The following is a 15,628-nucleotide window of genomic DNA, read 5'->3' as shown; positions in this document are numbered from 1 at the left end:
GCTATATAAATATCTCTTATTAACATCATTAAAGTTACATTATCTTTCATCAAAGCTTTCAACTCTATTTTCATTTCTTTACGTGCTTTTATATATTTCCTTCTGAAATGATTTCTTAATATTATACCTCGCCTTATTTTCATTTTCAGTTTAAATTCATATTTATGGTGAGTTTGGAGTTATATTGTAATGTTTTATTTACAATATCTTTGCCTTTAAATGTTTCTGTCCCATTTTTTAGAATAATATTTTCTTCTTTAACATTTACAGCATTTAGCTCTTTAGAAAAATTATCATAATCGTCTTCGTCAATACTATCTTTACTTAATTCGTCCTTTGTAAATTGAGCAAGGATATTTTTAGCAGTTTGAATATTCTTATATTGCTCATATTTATATTCAATAAACTTTTTTCCTCCATATATACTGGCGATTATTACCAATAATATAGAAGCACAAGCAATTACCTCTAAAATCTTCTTCATTCATCTTCACCATCCTTCCTATCTAATGGACACATAGGTTGTCCTAGATTTGTAGTCCGAACTATTGGTTACTACCACATTCCTCAACTTCTGCGACTAAATTATCTATTTGTTCACTTAATCCTTTTGCTTCATTACTACCTGCAATTTCATCTATTAGCTTATTAGAATAGCCCAATTCTTTTAATTCATTTTCTAACTCTTTTAATTTTTCAAAACTATATTCCATTATTTACGCTCCTTTTCTTATATCTCTTACATTTAAGTTTTGAAATGCGTATTTAAACTGTTGGCTTTGGTAGACTGCGTTGCGCCTCTGTCCTTGATAAAAATATCGTCTTTCCGAACATATCAAATGATGCATCATATGTCTTTACTTTCGCTTTTTGTTGATAGCATGTAGCGTAAGTTCCAGATATACCAACTAAAAAGCAAATAACCTCTCTCTCGGTAATATTGTTACTTTCTACACAATAAACTTTTGCGCCTGGTTCGCATGGTAGATTGATTGTCATATACATACCTCCTTCGTTGATTTTCATTGTTGCTGCTGATCAGCAGCGTTTTGTATTGTGACCATTCCTATAAATATTTAAAAAATGTAACTATGTAAAACAAAGCAAGCATAAATATTCTAAATGGCCAAGTTAGGATAAAAAGTAAAACCTCTGTAACTTTTTTGATCTTCATAGTTACCTCCGTTTTGTATGGCGAATTAATATTCTTCCAGAAGAGTATCATCTTCGTCATTTTTATAAAACAGTCTAATAAAATTGCCACAATCCACACAAGTAAAATCAACATATTTTTGCCTTTGTTTCTAATATGCAAATGAACTCCGCTAAATCCCTTTTGGTTTAATATTTTCAAGAGCTGCTGCTCAGGGAACTTCTTCAACTATCAAACTACGCTTTCTATTAGGTAATTCTATTGATGTACGAGTTGCAAGTGCATCTAACGCTTCAGTAATAGTTAAATGTCCTAATCCTCCATTTTCTAGGTTTATGAGAAAATTTAAAGTTGGGTCTTTTCCACCTAGCTCATTTACATATTCTATTTTTTCCTTCAATGAGGCTTTGCTATTTTTACTTAATACATTTTTCATACAATTACCTCCTTCACATTTTTTCAACTATCTAATTTCCATAACACACAATGGCCATCTACCCATCTGCATTCACCTGGTGAATTTAAATCATTGAAATATAGTCTAGCTGCTAAGCTCCATGTTCCAAAAGCAACTCCATTTTTATATTTATATGTCCTTCGCCCATACGAAGGAGCTTCCTGATTCATTCCAACATACTTAATATCAATTCCTTTTATTTTACAATGCTCTCCAAGGTTTAATTTATCTAAAACAGAAACGATACTCTTAATTTCAAGTTCATGCAGTAAATCATTAATTAAAATTTGTTCCGCTACCAAAATTACACCTCCTGAAACTTCGTCCTAATCTCAATATATATACTAATGCTTGTACAATTATTAAACCGATTATTAAAAATTTTGGTTATTCTATAAAATATGGTAAGAAATTAATGAAATTATTAGTATGGAAAGACTAATTATTATTGATACAATTAAGAGTTTTATATTTCCATTTAAAGTTTTTCTATCAACGCTATTATCTTTTATTAGCATAACAGTTAAAAATGCTGATACCGAGAAGAAAAAGACCATAACACTAAAAGGTAATTGTATACAGCTATAAATAGTCCTCAATATATTTGAAAATGCAGTTGCAAATATATTTTGATTATGCGTATTAAAAATTTTGAATTTAAAAATAGTCAATAATATATCACCTAATAATATCACTGGTATATATTCAAATGGATCACTATAATTTTCATTATCAACTTGCTTCACATAAACTCCCCCTTATAATTAGGTGTATATGATCCATGAAGAAGCATCACCTGGTTTTGCATTGCGAATCAATCAACCCAATAATTTAAAGTGCTTTCCCCACAATTTGGACATTGGCTATAATATCCGCCCTCTTTATCTGAAATTATATAGCCTCCATCCTCAGATAGCTTATACAATAAATCCTTAATTGGCATTGATTCAGTGATATAGCCACACTCGCAAGAAGCGTAACAACCAGCTTCTTCCTTTAAATTTATACTGTTAAAGTCAATCTTTTGCAGAAATTCAGTAGCAAAACTTCCACTAAATCCTTCAAGGAATACTAATCCATACGGATTTTTACCTTCATGCATAAACTCATCTGTCCTACATGTCCATACCTTACCATAGTTTTCTCCCTCGGATTCACCACAAGTATGCATAACAACCTTATCACCTTTTCTGAGTAGTTCTCTTTCCATAGTAATCCTCCCATCAATTTTTATTTCTTCATTTTTTCATAATAGGTCTCACAGTGAGACCTATTATGAATAATCTGTGAACGCTTCGTCAAAATTTCAGCTTTTGAGGCTGCTGTTTGAAAGACGAACTTAACCAATTTTCTCATTGTATTGCTCAAAAGTTTCAGCGGTGCCACTCCTAAAGATTATTTTATTGTTCACCCATCTTTGAAGTAACCGTATATTTCGAGGAGCATTCATCTTATCATAAATCATGACGTATGGATCATAACCGAGTTCTTTAAGTTTATATACCCTGTAAAGGTCATATTCAAAGGTTGTATCAAAGTTAGTAAGCATATAAACGCCCATTTTTCTATGATTAAAGCCTGTAAGTTTCTTAAACTGCTTCAACTTTTCAAGTATGTCCTTTTCATCTTTTTCTTTATCCCAAGCAAAGTGTAGCATTTTTACTTTCATTTGCTTTATTAATTCTATGTTTTTAGGATTAGTCAATCTAATATCAAATCCCTGCGTTATATCCACCCATGCGCTACTCTCTACTAACTGCTCAAGTAACTCTATATGTTCAGGAGCTGCTAACAAATTTGGGTCTAGCAGTTTTATTTCTTTCTGTCCATTCCAAAACTCTTTTAAATCAGCTACCTTATAGCTGCATCTTCCTTCTTTTTTACCAACTATACAGAAATCACACCCTCTAGGGCAGCCTCTTGTAAGAAATCCATATGCTGTATCTGTGATGCCATATAGTTGATAATCAGGATATTGATGTTCTATCTCATAGGAAAGTTTATTTTCTAAATCATACCCGCTGCCACCTTTTACAATTTCCTTTGCATAGATTGGATATTGATAATCTTCAGTGAATGTAAATACCTTTGCCATATAAACTCTGTCATACGGATTTATAACGGCATTGAAAGGCTCGTACCAACTTACAGTATCACCTAAACTTTTATGATAACTTGATATTTTCATTAATACCAAGTTAGGGAAGTTATGTCCATCAACATCTATTAATGCTACTTTCACCTTTTCACCCCCTGGTGTTCGTACTTTTTTCATTAGATGTATATCCCCTGAAGTATCTGAATTTAAGTTTTGAAATATTATTACCACTTATGTTTTCTTATCGTTATTAAATAAACTCCTAAACATATTAAAATAACTGTATATGCACTGCTACCTAATATTGTTTGAGCCATAGATAGATTCAATTCAACGTTAAGTACGTTTAATATAAGCCCACCAATAATTGATGAAACAATATAGATCTTAAAATTTGATATTTTTTTCATTCTTATCTTCCCTTCTGATTAGTATCCTATCCATAACACCGTTACTTGTCCTATTAGTGAATTGCGTTAGAGGTCTATTCCCAATATGCAGACGCTTCAAATTCTCTAATGCCACTTTTTTTAAGAATAGTATCTGCAGCTTCATTATTAAATTCTATATTTAATTCTAATTCACCACCGAAATAATTATGGTGTAAATAACAATCTGATATCCCGCCTGTATCTTCTATTTCTTTTACTATTTCACTTAACTTTTTACTTGATTTAATCTCCTCTTGTGTAGGAAAATCTTTAATAATTTCTACATGAATTAATTCAAAGTCATTAGGATTTAGTTCTGTCTCTATTGGAACTTGTTCTGTACAAGTTGAGTTATCAGTACAAGTTCCAATATCCTCTATCGCCATTGTTCCATCTGCTTCAATAGTAAAATTTATATATAAACCATCTTTTTCAGTTTCTAATAGAGCACCCGTAAGTTTATTTTTTACAATAACATTAGTAACCATCTTTTTCTCCTTTCAAATTCGCATATTTTGAAAGATGCAGCTTTTAAATTGTAAGTTACTTTATAACTTTTAATATAGGCTTTTCTCTTTGCTCAACGTAATTTTCATGGTACTCATTTACGAAATAATCGCAATTACAATAAACAATTAAAACACCTCTCTTTGTATCCCACTGCAAATTATTAATCCAATTTATTTTCACTTCTGTATTTACTCCTTTGATTTGCCAATCATCCGACCAGGTTTTTAATGGTGGTATGTCATAATATAAAGGAAATGGTAACATTAAATCAGCATTACGTATACATCCACGTTCATCTACTTTAAATATTAAGCATCCTGGTATATTACGTGTTTCTCTGCATTCTCCACCATGGTTGCTATTCCTGATACAATAGGCACATTGCAATTGTAATGGTATTTCATTCAACATTCCTCACCTCACTTGCGCAGTATTATTTTCATAGGCTGTCCTAGTTTTGTATTATGCAATAAAGTTATAAAAATCTTGGTATCATATTTATTTGTTACTACTCCTTACGGGTAGTTCTAATTGTTCATTTCCTTTAAATTCACGAGATACATTATTAGCAGCAGTAACTACAACCCTTTCAAACTCTTTAAGATCAAGGTCATTATTAACTTTAATTTTTTTCAAATACTGTTGAACTTCTTCTATTAATTCTTTTTTAGTTTTATCCATATGCTAAACGCTCCTTTATAATATTTTATTTCCAGTATTTTCGTAATTTTGCATTGTGAATTATTTTTTTATTTTATTTTTAACAACAATTATTGTTTATAAGTATATTATATAATATATTCTTCGCAAAGGTCAAAACATTTACGTATATTTTCGTAAATATTTTGTTATATTTTACGAATATAGTTTTTTATACTTATATCCGTATGCGCAAAGGTATACCTTTACGTATACGAATGTAAAATTTTTTTATTTAGCGTTTGCGGCTTGAATTTTCATTACCCTACTAAAAAGTAGTATGCCATTAGTAAAAGTATAAATAATATTCCAATATGACATACCGCTATCAAACATACCTGATATAATTCATCTATGTTTAGTTTCCATATGTATGTTGATAACTTACTCATTATTGAAAAATCTATAAAAAGAATAATCGCACTTAATATTAATAATCGTATCCTCTTACCTTGGGTCACTTTAAAATCCTCCTTATATAGTTCGTAAATTAATCATAATTGATTTTTGAAATACGAATTGGTAGTCAATATATAATTCAAATTGACACTTCTTACAATAAATAATAGCAGAACATTCACATATTTCTCTGTGTGCTTTACCACAGCTTGGCAGTAATTGACTAAGCTTACACTTTGATTCCATGCATCTTTAACTTCACCTATATTATTAAATTTTAATCTCTCAAAAAGTCTTTTTGAATTAATATGTCCATCAATTCCATCTTTTACAGCAAACGCTAAACAGAAATCAGTTTTTCATTCATAGGCTTCTTGTATTAACCCATCGACAATAGCTGTAGCAATTCCTTTACTTTGGTATTCATTTTTTAATATCATGGCACTGATATATAGTATGGATCCATTTAGCTCTGTAATTATTCCAGCAGCATTAGGATACTTACTCTGAAGATACTCTTTATCTATGTATTTATATCTGACATAACCAACAAAATTTTTTTGAGCATCTATATACGCTTTACAAATGTATTCATGATTAGAGAAATATCCCATATATTTTTCTTGTATACCTTCTTTATCTTCTGTAAAATACTTAGATTCCAGTTCTACAATAGCCTTAACATCATCAGGCATCATATCTCTGCAATATAATCCAAAAATACTTTCTAAATGACCTTCAGTAAGCGTATTATTACAATCCTTTATATTTACAGGAATCACGTATTCGCCATTATTATAACCGAATTTAATATCAAAAGTTGAACTATATTCCCACTTTACAGAGCAAAAATACTCCTGTTCCTGAAATATATCTAATAGCTCTGTAACAAGCTCAGAAAAAGCATGATCAGCATTGAAGGATTTCATAGAATTCATATCTTTCATAAATTCTTTGTCCTGCACAAATAGTATTACATTAGGTCTAACACCAGTTGAATTTTCTATTTCTTTTAATTTTTCTGATATTTTATTTGTATCCATAACCTACCACCCTATATTTAATTATCATCCTGATTTTAATGTTTTTGAACTGATAATGAATTTTCTAATGCAAATTAATTTCTTCATTAAATTTTCATAAAATAAGCAGCAAAACCTGGTTTTGCATGACAGACTAACTTACTTGTTCTTTTATATAATCTTCAGGTTTATTTGCTCTTGCCAATACTTCTGCCATTATAGGCACTACACTATTACCTATTCTTTCAACCCTTTTGCTCTTAGGATATTTCTTACCTGTATAGTCATAATCAATAATATAGCTTTTAGGAAAGCCTTGTCCTAGTTTAAGTTCTTCTGGATTAAGCATCCTAAACCATATATCAACTATTTGATATTCTTGACCTTTAATAAATACCGTTACAAGCCCAAACCTATCTTTAGTAACTTATTGTTCCTATAGGTTCATCTACTGTTTGTCCTGTACCACTACCATAATATTTGATTAAAAAAGCAGAAACTAACCCAAAATGTCCGGCACTCGTGGTAATTGTATGAATAGGATCCTTTACTGATTGCCCTACACCAGTTTTATAAAACTTAGTAATAAATGCTGTTACTAAACCATATCTGTTACTTGTATCAATGGTCTTTATCGGTTCGTTTAAACTTTGACCTCTTACATGTTCTTTTTTAGTTTCTCCATGATATTGTATAAGAAAAGAAGAAGCAATTTCTTCTGGTAAAATATATGGATTATCATCATTTATAATAAATTTTTCAATTCCTCTGGCAATTCGATTGAGAGTTTTATCTTTTAGTGGCTTTTTCCTAGTAAAAATAGAATTACCTAGATCATTCCAATCGATACATTTAGATATCGGTTCCCATTTTTTAAGGCCATTGGAGCCATCCTTATTATGTGTTGGTTGAGGCCACACAATTTGTTTCCCATCACGTCTAAATATTCCATACCATCTATTTCTTGTTGTAGGTGCTCCATAATCAGCTGCCACTAATTCCTTTCCCTCAAATTCATAACCAATACTCTTCATTGCATTAATAAATTTCTCGTAATCTTCTCCTTTGCGCTCTTTTATTAAATAGCCATCATCATCAAGTGGGCCCCAATCTTGAATTTTTTCAACATTTTCCATTAAAATAACATCTGGTAATATTATTTTTGCATGTTTATATACCGCCCATGGCAATATTCTTAAACCTTTCTCTCTAGGTTGCCCACCTTTAGCTTTTGAGTGACTTGTACAATCAGGAGAAGCCCACATCAACGAAACACGCTGTCCCTCTGTATACTTAAGCATATCGACTTTGAAAATATCTTCCGTGATGTGTATAGTCTCTGGGTGGTTAGTTTTATGCATCAATATGGCATCAGGATCATGATTAACTGCTATATCAATGGTCCCCAATGCTCTTTCTGACCCCTATAGAGGCTCCACCGCCACCTGCAAAAATATCAATTATAAGTCCTTTATTATTTTTCATTTCTTACCTCCACGTCTGGAGGTGTGCGCACACTTATTATCTAGAATTACTCCATTTTTTATTTTTAATTGATTCATTTTTTTGAAGAGCTGCTACAGTATTCTTAAAGTTAGCAATCAAATTATATGTCGGTTGTTATTAGTTAAAGTCATGCTCCATCTACATCCTTAAAAATCCACAGTACAGCTACAGAATAGTATTCCGAACTAAGCACTTAACTTTTCAAGTAGGACATTAAATTAAAAAATCTATAAAATGCTGAGTTATCTTGTGTGCCCATATATACTATTAGCACAAAGCATATAATAGCTATAGCGATTGAAATTATTGCTGATTTGACTTTAGTAGCATTATTGAAAGGAACCAAAAATATTGGATAAAAGGCACCTACGCACCCAAAAATTCCTACGATAATTATACATATTGACTTTATATCAACTTTGTTCATCTATATGCTCCTCCTTTCCTGCATATCTAGTGATAACAACCTCCTGTTTAGATTCGATTAAATGAGTAGCATATAACCCTTCAATTTCTACTAATTCAATATAAGAAGGCAATAGCTCCCATCTGGCAATAAAAGCCTGTCTAGCTGAAGGTTTTCTATTCCTTCTTGATATGCTTAAATGCCATTTTCCATCATCATTAGATACTATAATCATACATTTCCAAAATAGATGCCCTAAAGAATATATTTTCTTACCATTTTCCTCTTTTAACAACTTACATTTATATGGATTTTCAATTAATTTTTCCTTTTCTATTTCATATTGTTCTTTTATATAAGACTCAGTAATTAACATTCTCATCCCCCTCCATTTTTAAATGATCTTATTGATACGCACAATTTTCATGAGTGCAGACTTTAGAATTACCGCACTTGTTTCTTGGAATCCATTTATCTCCCATTGTGCAATAATCATCAAGTGTATCAGTATAATTACAACAGCCGATAACATCATGTACATAACTATCGCATGGAAGAAGTTCTTCTTTCGGAATTTCATCTAAGAAATCTAATTGTTGAATATACATCTTTATTCCCCCTGTTGATTCACCTTTTTTCATTATTGCTGAAATGCTTACTAAAATCTTTAGACCTAGTCTTCCTATCCTCCATACTTAAATTGAATTCAGCCCATGAAGCTTTTGACCATTCTTCTGAAAGAACTTGAATTAATAAACTCTTTTGCCTATTATTTAACCTCAATTTAATTTCACTTCCTTCGTAATTTTTCATATTGCAAATTAATTGCAATGGCAAAAATAACATGGTATTGATTTAATATCTGTTAACCATTCACTTATATTTTTTGTTATAGCTTCGCCATTCTCCCCTGCATCAGAAATAGTAAAAATTTTATTAGCGGGCTCAAGAATAAAAAATTTTTCAATAAAATCATCTAGAATTGAATTTGGATTATCCTCTAAATACTCATCTTCATATTCTTTCATTGTGTTTTCTCCCCAAAGATGCTTAAAGAACTTATAAGCTTGTTTCTTATCTGCTGCCACGCACCACTCAGGAACACCATCCTCATTACACTTAAAGATGTCCTTTTTAGGACTTAGCACACTACTTGCTATTTCACAACAAGCTTTAGTTTCTTTGCAACATTCACACACTCCATAGCTTAATGGTATTCCAAAATTTTTATACTTTTTCGATAAACACTCTTCGCATATAAACATATATTTTCTTTCCTCCTATTTTTATATTTTTGGGGAAATACTATTTTCATAGTTTTGAAGTTCGAACTTATTTTAAATCACTATTGTAAATTAGAGGTTTCCCATCTTTATCTACCATAACCTGCAAGCCTAAACCATATCCTGCCTGATACTTTTCAATTTGCATGTACATTATTTTTGTTTCTTTATCAACCAATATAGAAATGTTTTCTCCATTAGCTGTTCCATCATCAATATTCTCAACAGACACAATCTTAAATCTACCATTAGTAGAATACTTGTATGAACTTGGAGTTTCCTTTGTAGCAGTATTTTCATTATTTTGAAATGTAGATTTACTATCACTATTAAGAACTGAACATCCACTTAAAGTCATAGTTAATAACACAATAATACTAATTAATTTTATTTTTTTCATATTTATTTCCTCCATGTTATTATTTAAATTCGCCTTTTTTCATATTACAGATTTTCTTCAAAGAGCTGCTGCTCCTTGTATTTAATTTTGTATTATGACTTATTAGAATCATACAAAAATACTGATTCAATATCCTTAATATTGTCCTCGATAGTACCTTCATCATATTCTATAAAAGCAAGTGCTTCAGTCATTTTTTCATAATCACTATCTGCTCTTAGAGCTTCTTCGGGAACATTATATTGCTCTAATAACTCGCTAATTTTAGCACCTACCGCCTTGCTTTCAGATGAAAGCTTTTGCATCTTCCTTAATAGTTTCTTTAATTCGAAAGGTATCTTTTTTATATTATTTTTCCTGCAATCCTTCGCCCTTATTTCAAATAGTGCTACTTTTTTTAATAATTCATTTACTCCAATCGCTTCATATGGAGCAACTTCAATAAAAGCTGTTGTACAGCATGAATAATCCTCATTGCATTCTTCTTCTTTTTTGCTACAACATTTTAAGCAAGCTTGCAAAGCTACATTTCTTTTTACAAAGCAATGATTATCATACCATTCTGCTATGCAGTATCCTAATTTTACGGCTTTATCTTCTAATTTCTTACTTAATTCCATTACTTCACCTTGGTAGTCCACCATGGTTTCATCTATTTTAGATTGCGTAACTAAAGTTTTTCTAAAATTTTAAATCTCATAGGCACGATACACCATTTCCTTTTGCCTTCATTGTAAAAAGCAGTATTATTATAATTACAAAACCTACAATCATTACAATACTCAGTTTTATATACTTTACCTTTTATCAATAAATGTTCAAGATTTTCATTATTAAAACATATCGCTTTTCCCAAGGCTATCTTCCCCCTTATTCCTTCATCATTTTCAGAGTGCAACTCATGAGTCTGCCTTACCTAGTTTTGAATTGTAGACTAAACTTCTAGTTGTTTCATATAATTAATAGCAACAGCATAAGCATCTCCTAATGCTACTTTATCAGGTATTCTTCTTACATATTTTTTATAAAAATCTTTGTTTATAGAATACATTGTTGTAAAAAATTCATCATATCTTCCACATAGCATTTTCCCAACAAGTCCATTTTCTCCGCAAAATTCTTTTTGATAAATGTCATGATGTTTAGTCCCTAGCTCATACCATATTTTATGGATTAGCCTTCTTTGGCTATATGCTATATAAATATCTCTTATTAACATCATTAAAGTTACATTATCTTTCATCAAAGCTTTCAACTCTATTTTCATTTCTTTACGTGCTTTTATATATTTCCTTCTGAAATGATTTCTCAATATTATACCTCGCCTTATTTTCAAGAGCTGCTGCTCCTGGTACTTAGTTTTGTAATGCGACTCAATTAGTCATATCTAAAACTATATTGAGAATCACTTTTAAGTTCCTTATAATGAAAATGAAAACTTAAAATTGTATTGCAACTAATATCAATTTCTATTTTTTCAACCTCTTTCATATCAACAGAACATTCAAAATGATTTTTACTATCATATTCTTTCGATTTGACCCCAAACCAATTTTCTCCGACATATACTTTAAAATTATCTGTACTAAAGCTATTTAAACCCATTGAAGCAGGACTGATATAAATATTAGATGTTTCCAAGAGTTCTCTATAATCTTTTACAATCTCTATTACATCCTGGGGCTTTATAAAATAACATACATGTGAACAACTATGGTGACTTAAATCATACTTTGAAAGTAAATGTCCAGTTATGGTTTTGAGTTGTTTTATACGTTCTTCTCTTTCCATAGAAATTTCCTCCCTTCTAAAGGTACGTCTTTTTTTCATATTGCAAATTTACCACCCATTAAACTCAGGTAGATTTTTATATATTTCTTCTGCCATTTTAAAACATTTAAATTTAACGCTTTTATAGGAAAATTCATCTCCTAGATTCATCAACGCTAAGCTTTTCATTACAAATTCAATATTTATATGTTTTTCTAGTTCATCCATAAAATAGTCTTCATTGATTACTCTAAGCTCTTCTCTAAAATTTTCTATGTTACTATCTATATAGCCTTGCATATCTTCTAAAAACATTTTGTATACAGTTATGCCATTTTCCACGCTCTTTTTTATTCCTAAATAATCTTCTTTGTTATTATCAAAGTCCGGTATATGTTCTCCATTTGAGGCAGCATATTCTTCTTTAGTATCATTCCAACAATGCTCACACATCATGGCCCTGTCCGCCATGAACGGAGAAGGTCTTAAAATTTCATTATCTGCATCACAATAGTTACATGTCCCTATTTTATAAATATTCATAAAAATTCCTCCTTAAATTTGTTCATTTTATTTTCAATGGCTGTCCTAGTTTTGTAACACGTATTTATTAATCTTCTATAAATTTTCCAGTGTGTATAAATCTCTCTAGCCCTTTTATATACTCCTCTTGTGATTTAACCTTTTCTTCAAGATGTGATATATGCAGCACCGAACCAGCTATAAATCCTTGTAAATCACCATCATTTGCTTTTGACAATAACTCTTTTAATCTTTCTTCTGAAACCCAGGGCATATACTTATTCCTCCTTCTCAATTACATCATCATATTGCCAACCTCTTATGTCACACCATTTCTTTAAAGCATTGTATAGAAACCTTGATAAATCCTCTGTGTTAATCTCTTTAAATCGGCTTTTCTTTTTAACTCTAAGGTACCCATGCCCACAATATAGAATCACTCCTACATCATGCGGAACTAGGTTCTCAATAGCTTTATATAGCTCTTTAGGAATTACATAATAGTTATAATTACCTACAAAATTATGACCATGATTAGATTTAAAATCGCTCTTGGTTATCTTGATTTCATAACAAGTGCAAGCAATTCCTAAAACCCTTTCATGCAGCAAACTTGATTTTTTTATGCACCCTTTACAAGTTTCTTTTTTCCTACATCTAGGGTAATCTATATCAATTTTTCTATCATCAAGCCTACACATATAAACTTCATTGACGTTTTTTATATAATCCTCAAATCTTATGCTATCTACGAATCCTGTACCAACATCTACTTCCTCCGCCCATCTTACTGTCCTATTGTTGGATTTCATAATAGAGTTATAACCTCGGACAGCTCTTTTAATTTCTTTTGTTAATTCTGTTTCCCCCAACTTCCCACCTCCTGGTGTTCGTACTTATTTCAATACGAATTAATGCAAATTTTCAAAATCCTCTTTGCCGTTTTTCCTTAGTCAGCAAGCCAACTTCTCTAGGTGTCATTATTGGCCTTGTTGCAGCTATTTCTATACTCAACCCTAACTTCAATCTTCTATGAAATGTTCTTTCACTTATACCATTCTTCAAAGCAAGTTCCTTAAATTTTTTTGGATATTTACGATTTTTTTCTTTAAGCTTCTGAGCTTGTTTACTTCTATCCTGTAATGGTTGAGTAGCTGCTCTTTCCAAATCCCAACCAAGCTCATTTGCTCTATATTTAAAAGTGCTATAGCATATTCCATTTTGATTAGCTAATTTTATCCAATCTGAATCTAATCTTTTATGTTCATTGGGAGAAGTATTAATAGCTCTCTCTTTGTCCCAAGCTAACGTGCGAATTCTTACTTCTAATAGATCTTTGCTTATTCCTTTTAATAAAGCTCTATCATATTCTTCTGGCGTTATATAAAAATCATATGGATCAACCATCCTTTTTCACCTCCTGACGTACATAAAATTTTCAAAGGCTGCTGCTCCTTGTTACAAACTATTCCCAAATAAACCCGCCTTTAAAATCATAAGTAAAACCTATTTTTTCTAACTTTTCTTGATATTCTAATTTCTTGTTTTCAAAATGTTCTAATCCTTTCTCAGAAAGTGTCGTATCTCCTGCTTCTGCATCAGAAGTACAATCTCCATTCGCAATATCTTCCTCAGTATAGGTATAAAATTCGCAATTATCTTGAACCCATTTAGCAAATTCACTTTCAAAATATTCTATAACACTTCTTAAATAGTATGGACGAACCGTGTATTGATCCTTTTTAATTTCTTTAGGAATATCATCCATTCCCAACACTTTCTTCACTTGATACTCTGAAATTGTTGCATCTTCATAGAAATCTGCTCCTGCATCCATAAATACTGTTGTTCCATCTGTTCTTATTGTAATTCCAACCATTACAGTATCTTTACTTTTTTCATCAAGTTCATTTTTTATCTCCACTTCACTTATTAAAGCAGACTTCTTTTGCATTAGCACAATATCCCACAATGTAATTGCTAAATACAAATCCAATCCTGGCACATTTGCTTCTTTATAATTTGGCTTACCAATTACTCTTGCTTTTGTTCTTGCAGGTATAAAATATTCTCCGAACTTCATATCATTTTTAATTAAACAATACATCAAAAATCCTCCTTTTTGTTCCACAGTTGGGTCTTAATATTTTCATAATGCCTTGTACTTGGTTTAAATATGTCTACATAATTTTCTCCATCAGCTGGTGCATTATCTATCGGTGGTATACTAATAAAATTCTGATCTAATCTCTACCGCCCAGCTGCAGCATAGTCTTGTTATACGGCTTAGGAATTTATATATCTCCTTCCTTCGTCTTGATAACTTGATCAAGTGTATAATTAAATTCTTTATATATCCATTTTTCAAACTCCGCTTTGCTTAGATCTCCTGAATATTTATATTTTATCGGTTCTTTATATGGATCCTTCTTTCCATTCTGATATTCTATTACTATAGGTAATAGTTTCTCCAGTAAGTTTTCATCACATATGTCTATATAATTTGCCATTGTTTGTAATACAATATTATCTAAAGAGTCACAAATTACTATTTTAGGAACCTTTGAAGCCCTTGCAATAATTCTGCATAAATTTTTTATGTCTATTTCATCTATATATAATCCTGGAGAATATCTCATATCATTTCTATAAATATAAACTACATAGCTCATTCTTATCTCTCCTTTATAGTCAAGTTACTTTATCCTTCCTGTAGCCCTTCTTATACGTGTATAAACTACATCTTTAGATACACCAAACATATCCCCTATTTCCCTATATGTATATCCTGCTTTTTTTAATTCCACCATATCTAACGCTTCTTTTCTTCTATGCTCTTTATCTACCTTTTCACCATTCAATAATTTAAATGATCGCTCTGGTGTATAATTTTTTAATATTGAAAGAAGAAGTGCATAATAATTTTCACTCATCGCTTTTCCACCTTCTAAATATATCTCTAAATTCCAAGT

31 protein-coding genes are annotated in these 15,628 nt (G+C 30.9%); all 31 read right to left on the bottom strand.

Features of this window, described 5'->3' with window-relative positions; all coding sequences use genetic code 11:
- Positions 1 to 145: 145 nt before the first annotated feature.
- Positions 146 to 484: a hypothetical protein gene (locus tag IAI10_RS16855; protein ID WP_315674470.1), complete on the bottom strand. Its 339-nt coding sequence runs from the start codon at positions 482 to 484 to the stop codon at positions 146 to 148.
- Positions 485 to 545: 61 nt separating this feature from the next.
- Positions 546 to 713, bottom strand: a complete 168-nt coding sequence (locus IAI10_RS16850; RefSeq protein ID WP_315674469.1) for a hypothetical protein — start codon at positions 711 to 713, stop codon at positions 546 to 548.
- Positions 714 to 765: 52 nt separating this feature from the next.
- Positions 766 to 999 carry a hypothetical protein gene (locus tag IAI10_RS16845; protein WP_315674468.1) on the bottom strand — a complete coding sequence of 78 codons (234 nt, stop codon included), beginning with the start codon at positions 997 to 999 and terminating at the stop codon, positions 766 to 768.
- A gap of 365 nt (positions 1,000 to 1,364) precedes the next feature.
- Positions 1,365 to 1,589, bottom strand: a complete 225-nt coding sequence (locus tag IAI10_RS16840) for a hypothetical protein (protein ID WP_315674467.1) — start codon at positions 1,587 to 1,589, stop codon at positions 1,365 to 1,367.
- Positions 1,590 to 1,612: 23 nt separating this feature from the next.
- Entirely contained in the window at positions 1,613 to 1,912 is a 300-nt protein-coding gene (locus tag IAI10_RS16835) for a hypothetical protein (RefSeq protein ID WP_315674466.1), read from the bottom strand.
- 90 nt (positions 1,913 to 2,002) lie between these two features.
- Positions 2,003 to 2,356, bottom strand: coding sequence for a hypothetical protein (locus IAI10_RS16830; protein WP_315674465.1), 354 nt, complete (start codon positions 2,354 to 2,356; stop codon positions 2,003 to 2,005).
- Between the two features lie 68 nt (positions 2,357 to 2,424).
- Complete coding sequence (locus tag IAI10_RS16825) at positions 2,425 to 2,820, bottom strand: hypothetical protein (protein WP_315674464.1); 396 nt, start codon at positions 2,818 to 2,820, stop codon at positions 2,425 to 2,427.
- Between the two features lie 129 nt (positions 2,821 to 2,949).
- Positions 2,950 to 3,852, bottom strand: coding sequence for a radical SAM protein (locus IAI10_RS16820; protein ID WP_315674463.1), 903 nt, complete (start codon positions 3,850 to 3,852; stop codon positions 2,950 to 2,952).
- Between the two features lie 80 nt (positions 3,853 to 3,932).
- Positions 3,933 to 4,118, bottom strand: coding sequence for a hypothetical protein (locus IAI10_RS16815; RefSeq protein ID WP_315674462.1), 186 nt, complete (start codon positions 4,116 to 4,118; stop codon positions 3,933 to 3,935).
- A gap of 74 nt (positions 4,119 to 4,192) precedes the next feature.
- Positions 4,193 to 4,627 (bottom strand): hypothetical protein, encoded by a 435-nt coding sequence (locus IAI10_RS16810; protein ID WP_315674461.1) that lies wholly within the window; start codon positions 4,625 to 4,627, stop codon positions 4,193 to 4,195.
- Between the two features lie 55 nt (positions 4,628 to 4,682).
- Positions 4,683 to 5,060, bottom strand: coding sequence for a hypothetical protein (locus tag IAI10_RS16805; RefSeq protein ID WP_315674460.1), 378 nt, complete (start codon positions 5,058 to 5,060; stop codon positions 4,683 to 4,685).
- An 87-nt stretch (positions 5,061 to 5,147) separates the two neighbouring features.
- Positions 5,148 to 5,330: a hypothetical protein gene (locus IAI10_RS16800; RefSeq protein WP_315674459.1), complete on the bottom strand. Its 183-nt coding sequence runs from the start codon at positions 5,328 to 5,330 to the stop codon at positions 5,148 to 5,150.
- A 776-nt stretch (positions 5,331 to 6,106) separates the two neighbouring features.
- Positions 6,107 to 6,790, bottom strand: coding sequence for a GNAT family N-acetyltransferase (locus tag IAI10_RS16795; protein WP_315674458.1), 684 nt, complete (start codon positions 6,788 to 6,790; stop codon positions 6,107 to 6,109).
- Positions 6,791 to 6,923: 133 nt separating this feature from the next.
- A complete protein-coding gene (locus IAI10_RS16790) occupies positions 6,924 to 7,118 on the bottom strand; it encodes a hypothetical protein (RefSeq protein WP_315674457.1) in 195 nt (64 codons plus the stop codon).
- A 70-nt stretch (positions 7,119 to 7,188) separates the two neighbouring features.
- The gene (locus IAI10_RS16785; RefSeq protein WP_315674456.1) at positions 7,189 to 8,178 is read right to left on the bottom strand and encodes a DNA cytosine methyltransferase; all 990 of its coding nucleotides are present in this window, start codon (positions 8,176 to 8,178) and stop codon (positions 7,189 to 7,191) included.
- A gap of 290 nt (positions 8,179 to 8,468) precedes the next feature.
- Complete coding sequence (locus IAI10_RS16780) at positions 8,469 to 8,702, bottom strand: hypothetical protein (RefSeq protein ID WP_315674455.1); 234 nt, start codon at positions 8,700 to 8,702, stop codon at positions 8,469 to 8,471.
- A complete protein-coding gene (locus IAI10_RS16775; protein ID WP_315674454.1) occupies positions 8,689 to 9,057 on the bottom strand; it encodes a hypothetical protein in 369 nt (122 codons plus the stop codon). The genes IAI10_RS16780 and IAI10_RS16775 overlap by 14 nt, the downstream gene beginning before the upstream one ends.
- Before the next feature lie 28 nt (positions 9,058 to 9,085).
- Positions 9,086 to 9,289, bottom strand: coding sequence for a hypothetical protein (locus IAI10_RS16770; RefSeq protein ID WP_315674453.1), 204 nt, complete (start codon positions 9,287 to 9,289; stop codon positions 9,086 to 9,088).
- Positions 9,290 to 9,308: 19 nt separating this feature from the next.
- The gene (locus IAI10_RS16765) at positions 9,309 to 9,464 is read right to left on the bottom strand and encodes a hypothetical protein (protein WP_315674452.1); all 156 of its coding nucleotides are present in this window, start codon (positions 9,462 to 9,464) and stop codon (positions 9,309 to 9,311) included.
- A gap of 38 nt (positions 9,465 to 9,502) precedes the next feature.
- A complete protein-coding gene (locus IAI10_RS16760; protein WP_315674451.1) occupies positions 9,503 to 9,946 on the bottom strand; it encodes a hypothetical protein in 444 nt (147 codons plus the stop codon).
- A 67-nt stretch (positions 9,947 to 10,013) separates the two neighbouring features.
- Complete coding sequence (locus tag IAI10_RS16755) at positions 10,014 to 10,364, bottom strand: DUF6440 family protein (protein WP_315674450.1); 351 nt, start codon at positions 10,362 to 10,364, stop codon at positions 10,014 to 10,016.
- 92 nt (positions 10,365 to 10,456) lie between these two features.
- Complete coding sequence (locus tag IAI10_RS16750; protein WP_315674449.1) at positions 10,457 to 10,984, bottom strand: hypothetical protein; 528 nt, start codon at positions 10,982 to 10,984, stop codon at positions 10,457 to 10,459.
- Positions 10,985 to 11,298: 314 nt separating this feature from the next.
- A complete protein-coding gene (locus tag IAI10_RS16745; RefSeq protein ID WP_315674448.1) occupies positions 11,299 to 11,700 on the bottom strand; it encodes a hypothetical protein in 402 nt (133 codons plus the stop codon).
- 41 nt (positions 11,701 to 11,741) lie between these two features.
- Positions 11,742 to 12,155 (bottom strand): hypothetical protein, encoded by a 414-nt coding sequence (locus IAI10_RS16740; RefSeq protein WP_315674447.1) that lies wholly within the window; start codon positions 12,153 to 12,155, stop codon positions 11,742 to 11,744.
- A 48-nt stretch (positions 12,156 to 12,203) separates the two neighbouring features.
- A complete protein-coding gene (locus tag IAI10_RS16735; RefSeq protein WP_315674446.1) occupies positions 12,204 to 12,677 on the bottom strand; it encodes a hypothetical protein in 474 nt (157 codons plus the stop codon).
- 67 nt (positions 12,678 to 12,744) lie between these two features.
- Positions 12,745 to 12,930: a hypothetical protein gene (locus IAI10_RS16730; RefSeq protein WP_315674445.1), complete on the bottom strand. Its 186-nt coding sequence runs from the start codon at positions 12,928 to 12,930 to the stop codon at positions 12,745 to 12,747.
- Between the two features lie 4 nt (positions 12,931 to 12,934).
- Positions 12,935 to 13,528 (bottom strand): hypothetical protein, encoded by a 594-nt coding sequence (locus IAI10_RS16725; protein WP_315674444.1) that lies wholly within the window; start codon positions 13,526 to 13,528, stop codon positions 12,935 to 12,937.
- Positions 13,529 to 13,580: 52 nt separating this feature from the next.
- Positions 13,581 to 14,063, bottom strand: coding sequence for a hypothetical protein (locus tag IAI10_RS16720; RefSeq protein ID WP_315674443.1), 483 nt, complete (start codon positions 14,061 to 14,063; stop codon positions 13,581 to 13,583).
- Between the two features lie 58 nt (positions 14,064 to 14,121).
- Complete coding sequence (locus tag IAI10_RS16715) at positions 14,122 to 14,763, bottom strand: hypothetical protein (RefSeq protein WP_315674442.1); 642 nt, start codon at positions 14,761 to 14,763, stop codon at positions 14,122 to 14,124.
- 187 nt (positions 14,764 to 14,950) lie between these two features.
- Positions 14,951 to 15,328 carry a hypothetical protein gene (locus tag IAI10_RS16710; protein WP_315674441.1) on the bottom strand — a complete coding sequence of 126 codons (378 nt, stop codon included), beginning with the start codon at positions 15,326 to 15,328 and terminating at the stop codon, positions 14,951 to 14,953.
- 24 nt (positions 15,329 to 15,352) lie between these two features.
- Positions 15,353 to 15,589, bottom strand: a complete 237-nt coding sequence (locus IAI10_RS16705) for a helix-turn-helix domain-containing protein (RefSeq protein ID WP_315674440.1) — start codon at positions 15,587 to 15,589, stop codon at positions 15,353 to 15,355.
- Positions 15,590 to 15,628 lie beyond the last annotated feature (39 nt).

Origin of the sequence: Clostridium sp. 19966, from assembly GCF_032335695.1 — a bacterium.
GTDB lineage: Bacteria > Bacillota > Clostridia > Clostridiales > Clostridiaceae > JACTOJ01.
This window is presented reverse-complemented; position numbering and strand designations above follow the sequence as displayed.

Excerpts from the sequence above, each read along its gene's own strand:
- IAI10_RS16760 (WP_315674451.1), bottom strand. The coding sequence starts at position 9,946 with ATGTTTATATGCGAAGAGTGTTTATCGAAAAAGTATAAAAATTTTGGA.
- IAI10_RS16720 (WP_315674443.1), bottom strand. The coding sequence starts at position 14,063 with ATGGTTGATCCATATGATTTTTATATAACGCCAGAAGAATATGATAGA.
- IAI10_RS16770 (WP_315674453.1), bottom strand. The coding sequence starts at position 9,289 with ATGTATATTCAACAATTAGATTTCTTAGATGAAATTCCGAAAGAAGAA.
- IAI10_RS16705 (WP_315674440.1), bottom strand. The coding sequence starts at position 15,589 with ATGAGTGAAAATTATTATGCACTTCTTCTTTCAATATTAAAAAATTAT.
- IAI10_RS16845 (WP_315674468.1), bottom strand. The coding sequence starts at position 999 with ATGACAATCAATCTACCATGCGAACCAGGCGCAAAAGTTTATTGTGTA.
- IAI10_RS16850 (WP_315674469.1), bottom strand. The coding sequence starts at position 713 with ATGGAATATAGTTTTGAAAAATTAAAAGAGTTAGAAAATGAATTAAAA.
- IAI10_RS16800 (WP_315674459.1), bottom strand. The coding sequence starts at position 5,330 with ATGGATAAAACTAAAAAAGAATTAATAGAAGAAGTTCAACAGTATTTG.
- IAI10_RS16735 (WP_315674446.1), bottom strand. The coding sequence starts at position 12,677 with ATGAATATTTATAAAATAGGGACATGTAACTATTGTGATGCAGATAAT.
- IAI10_RS16810 (WP_315674461.1), bottom strand. The coding sequence starts at position 4,627 with ATGGTTACTAATGTTATTGTAAAAAATAAACTTACGGGTGCTCTATTA.
- IAI10_RS16715 (WP_315674442.1), bottom strand. The coding sequence starts at position 14,763 with ATGTATTGTTTAATTAAAAATGATATGAAGTTCGGAGAATATTTTATA.
- IAI10_RS16825 (WP_315674464.1), bottom strand. The coding sequence starts at position 2,820 with ATGGAAAGAGAACTACTCAGAAAAGGTGATAAGGTTGTTATGCATACT.
- IAI10_RS16855 (WP_315674470.1), bottom strand. The coding sequence starts at position 484 with ATGAAGAAGATTTTAGAGGTAATTGCTTGTGCTTCTATATTATTGGTA.
- IAI10_RS16750 (WP_315674449.1), bottom strand. The coding sequence starts at position 10,984 with ATGGAATTAAGTAAGAAATTAGAAGATAAAGCCGTAAAATTAGGATAC.
- IAI10_RS16790 (WP_315674457.1), bottom strand. The coding sequence starts at position 7,118 with ATGCTTAATCCAGAAGAACTTAAACTAGGACAAGGCTTTCCTAAAAGC.
- IAI10_RS16775 (WP_315674454.1), bottom strand. The coding sequence starts at position 9,057 with ATGTTAATTACTGAGTCTTATATAAAAGAACAATATGAAATAGAAAAG.
- IAI10_RS16710 (WP_315674441.1), bottom strand. The coding sequence starts at position 15,328 with ATGAGCTATGTAGTTTATATTTATAGAAATGATATGAGATATTCTCCA.
- IAI10_RS16740 (WP_315674447.1), bottom strand. The coding sequence starts at position 12,155 with ATGGAAAGAGAAGAACGTATAAAACAACTCAAAACCATAACTGGACAT.
- IAI10_RS16755 (WP_315674450.1), bottom strand. The coding sequence starts at position 10,364 with ATGAAAAAAATAAAATTAATTAGTATTATTGTGTTATTAACTATGACT.
- IAI10_RS16780 (WP_315674455.1), bottom strand. The coding sequence starts at position 8,702 with ATGAACAAAGTTGATATAAAGTCAATATGTATAATTATCGTAGGAATT.
- IAI10_RS16795 (WP_315674458.1), bottom strand. The coding sequence starts at position 6,790 with ATGGATACAAATAAAATATCAGAAAAATTAAAAGAAATAGAAAATTCA.
- IAI10_RS16805 (WP_315674460.1), bottom strand. The coding sequence starts at position 5,060 with ATGTTGAATGAAATACCATTACAATTGCAATGTGCCTATTGTATCAGG.
- IAI10_RS16815 (WP_315674462.1), bottom strand. The coding sequence starts at position 4,118 with ATGAAAAAAATATCAAATTTTAAGATCTATATTGTTTCATCAATTATT.
- IAI10_RS16730 (WP_315674445.1), bottom strand. The coding sequence starts at position 12,930 with ATGCCCTGGGTTTCAGAAGAAAGATTAAAAGAGTTATTGTCAAAAGCA.
- IAI10_RS16840 (WP_315674467.1), bottom strand. The coding sequence starts at position 1,589 with ATGAAAAATGTATTAAGTAAAAATAGCAAAGCCTCATTGAAGGAAAAA.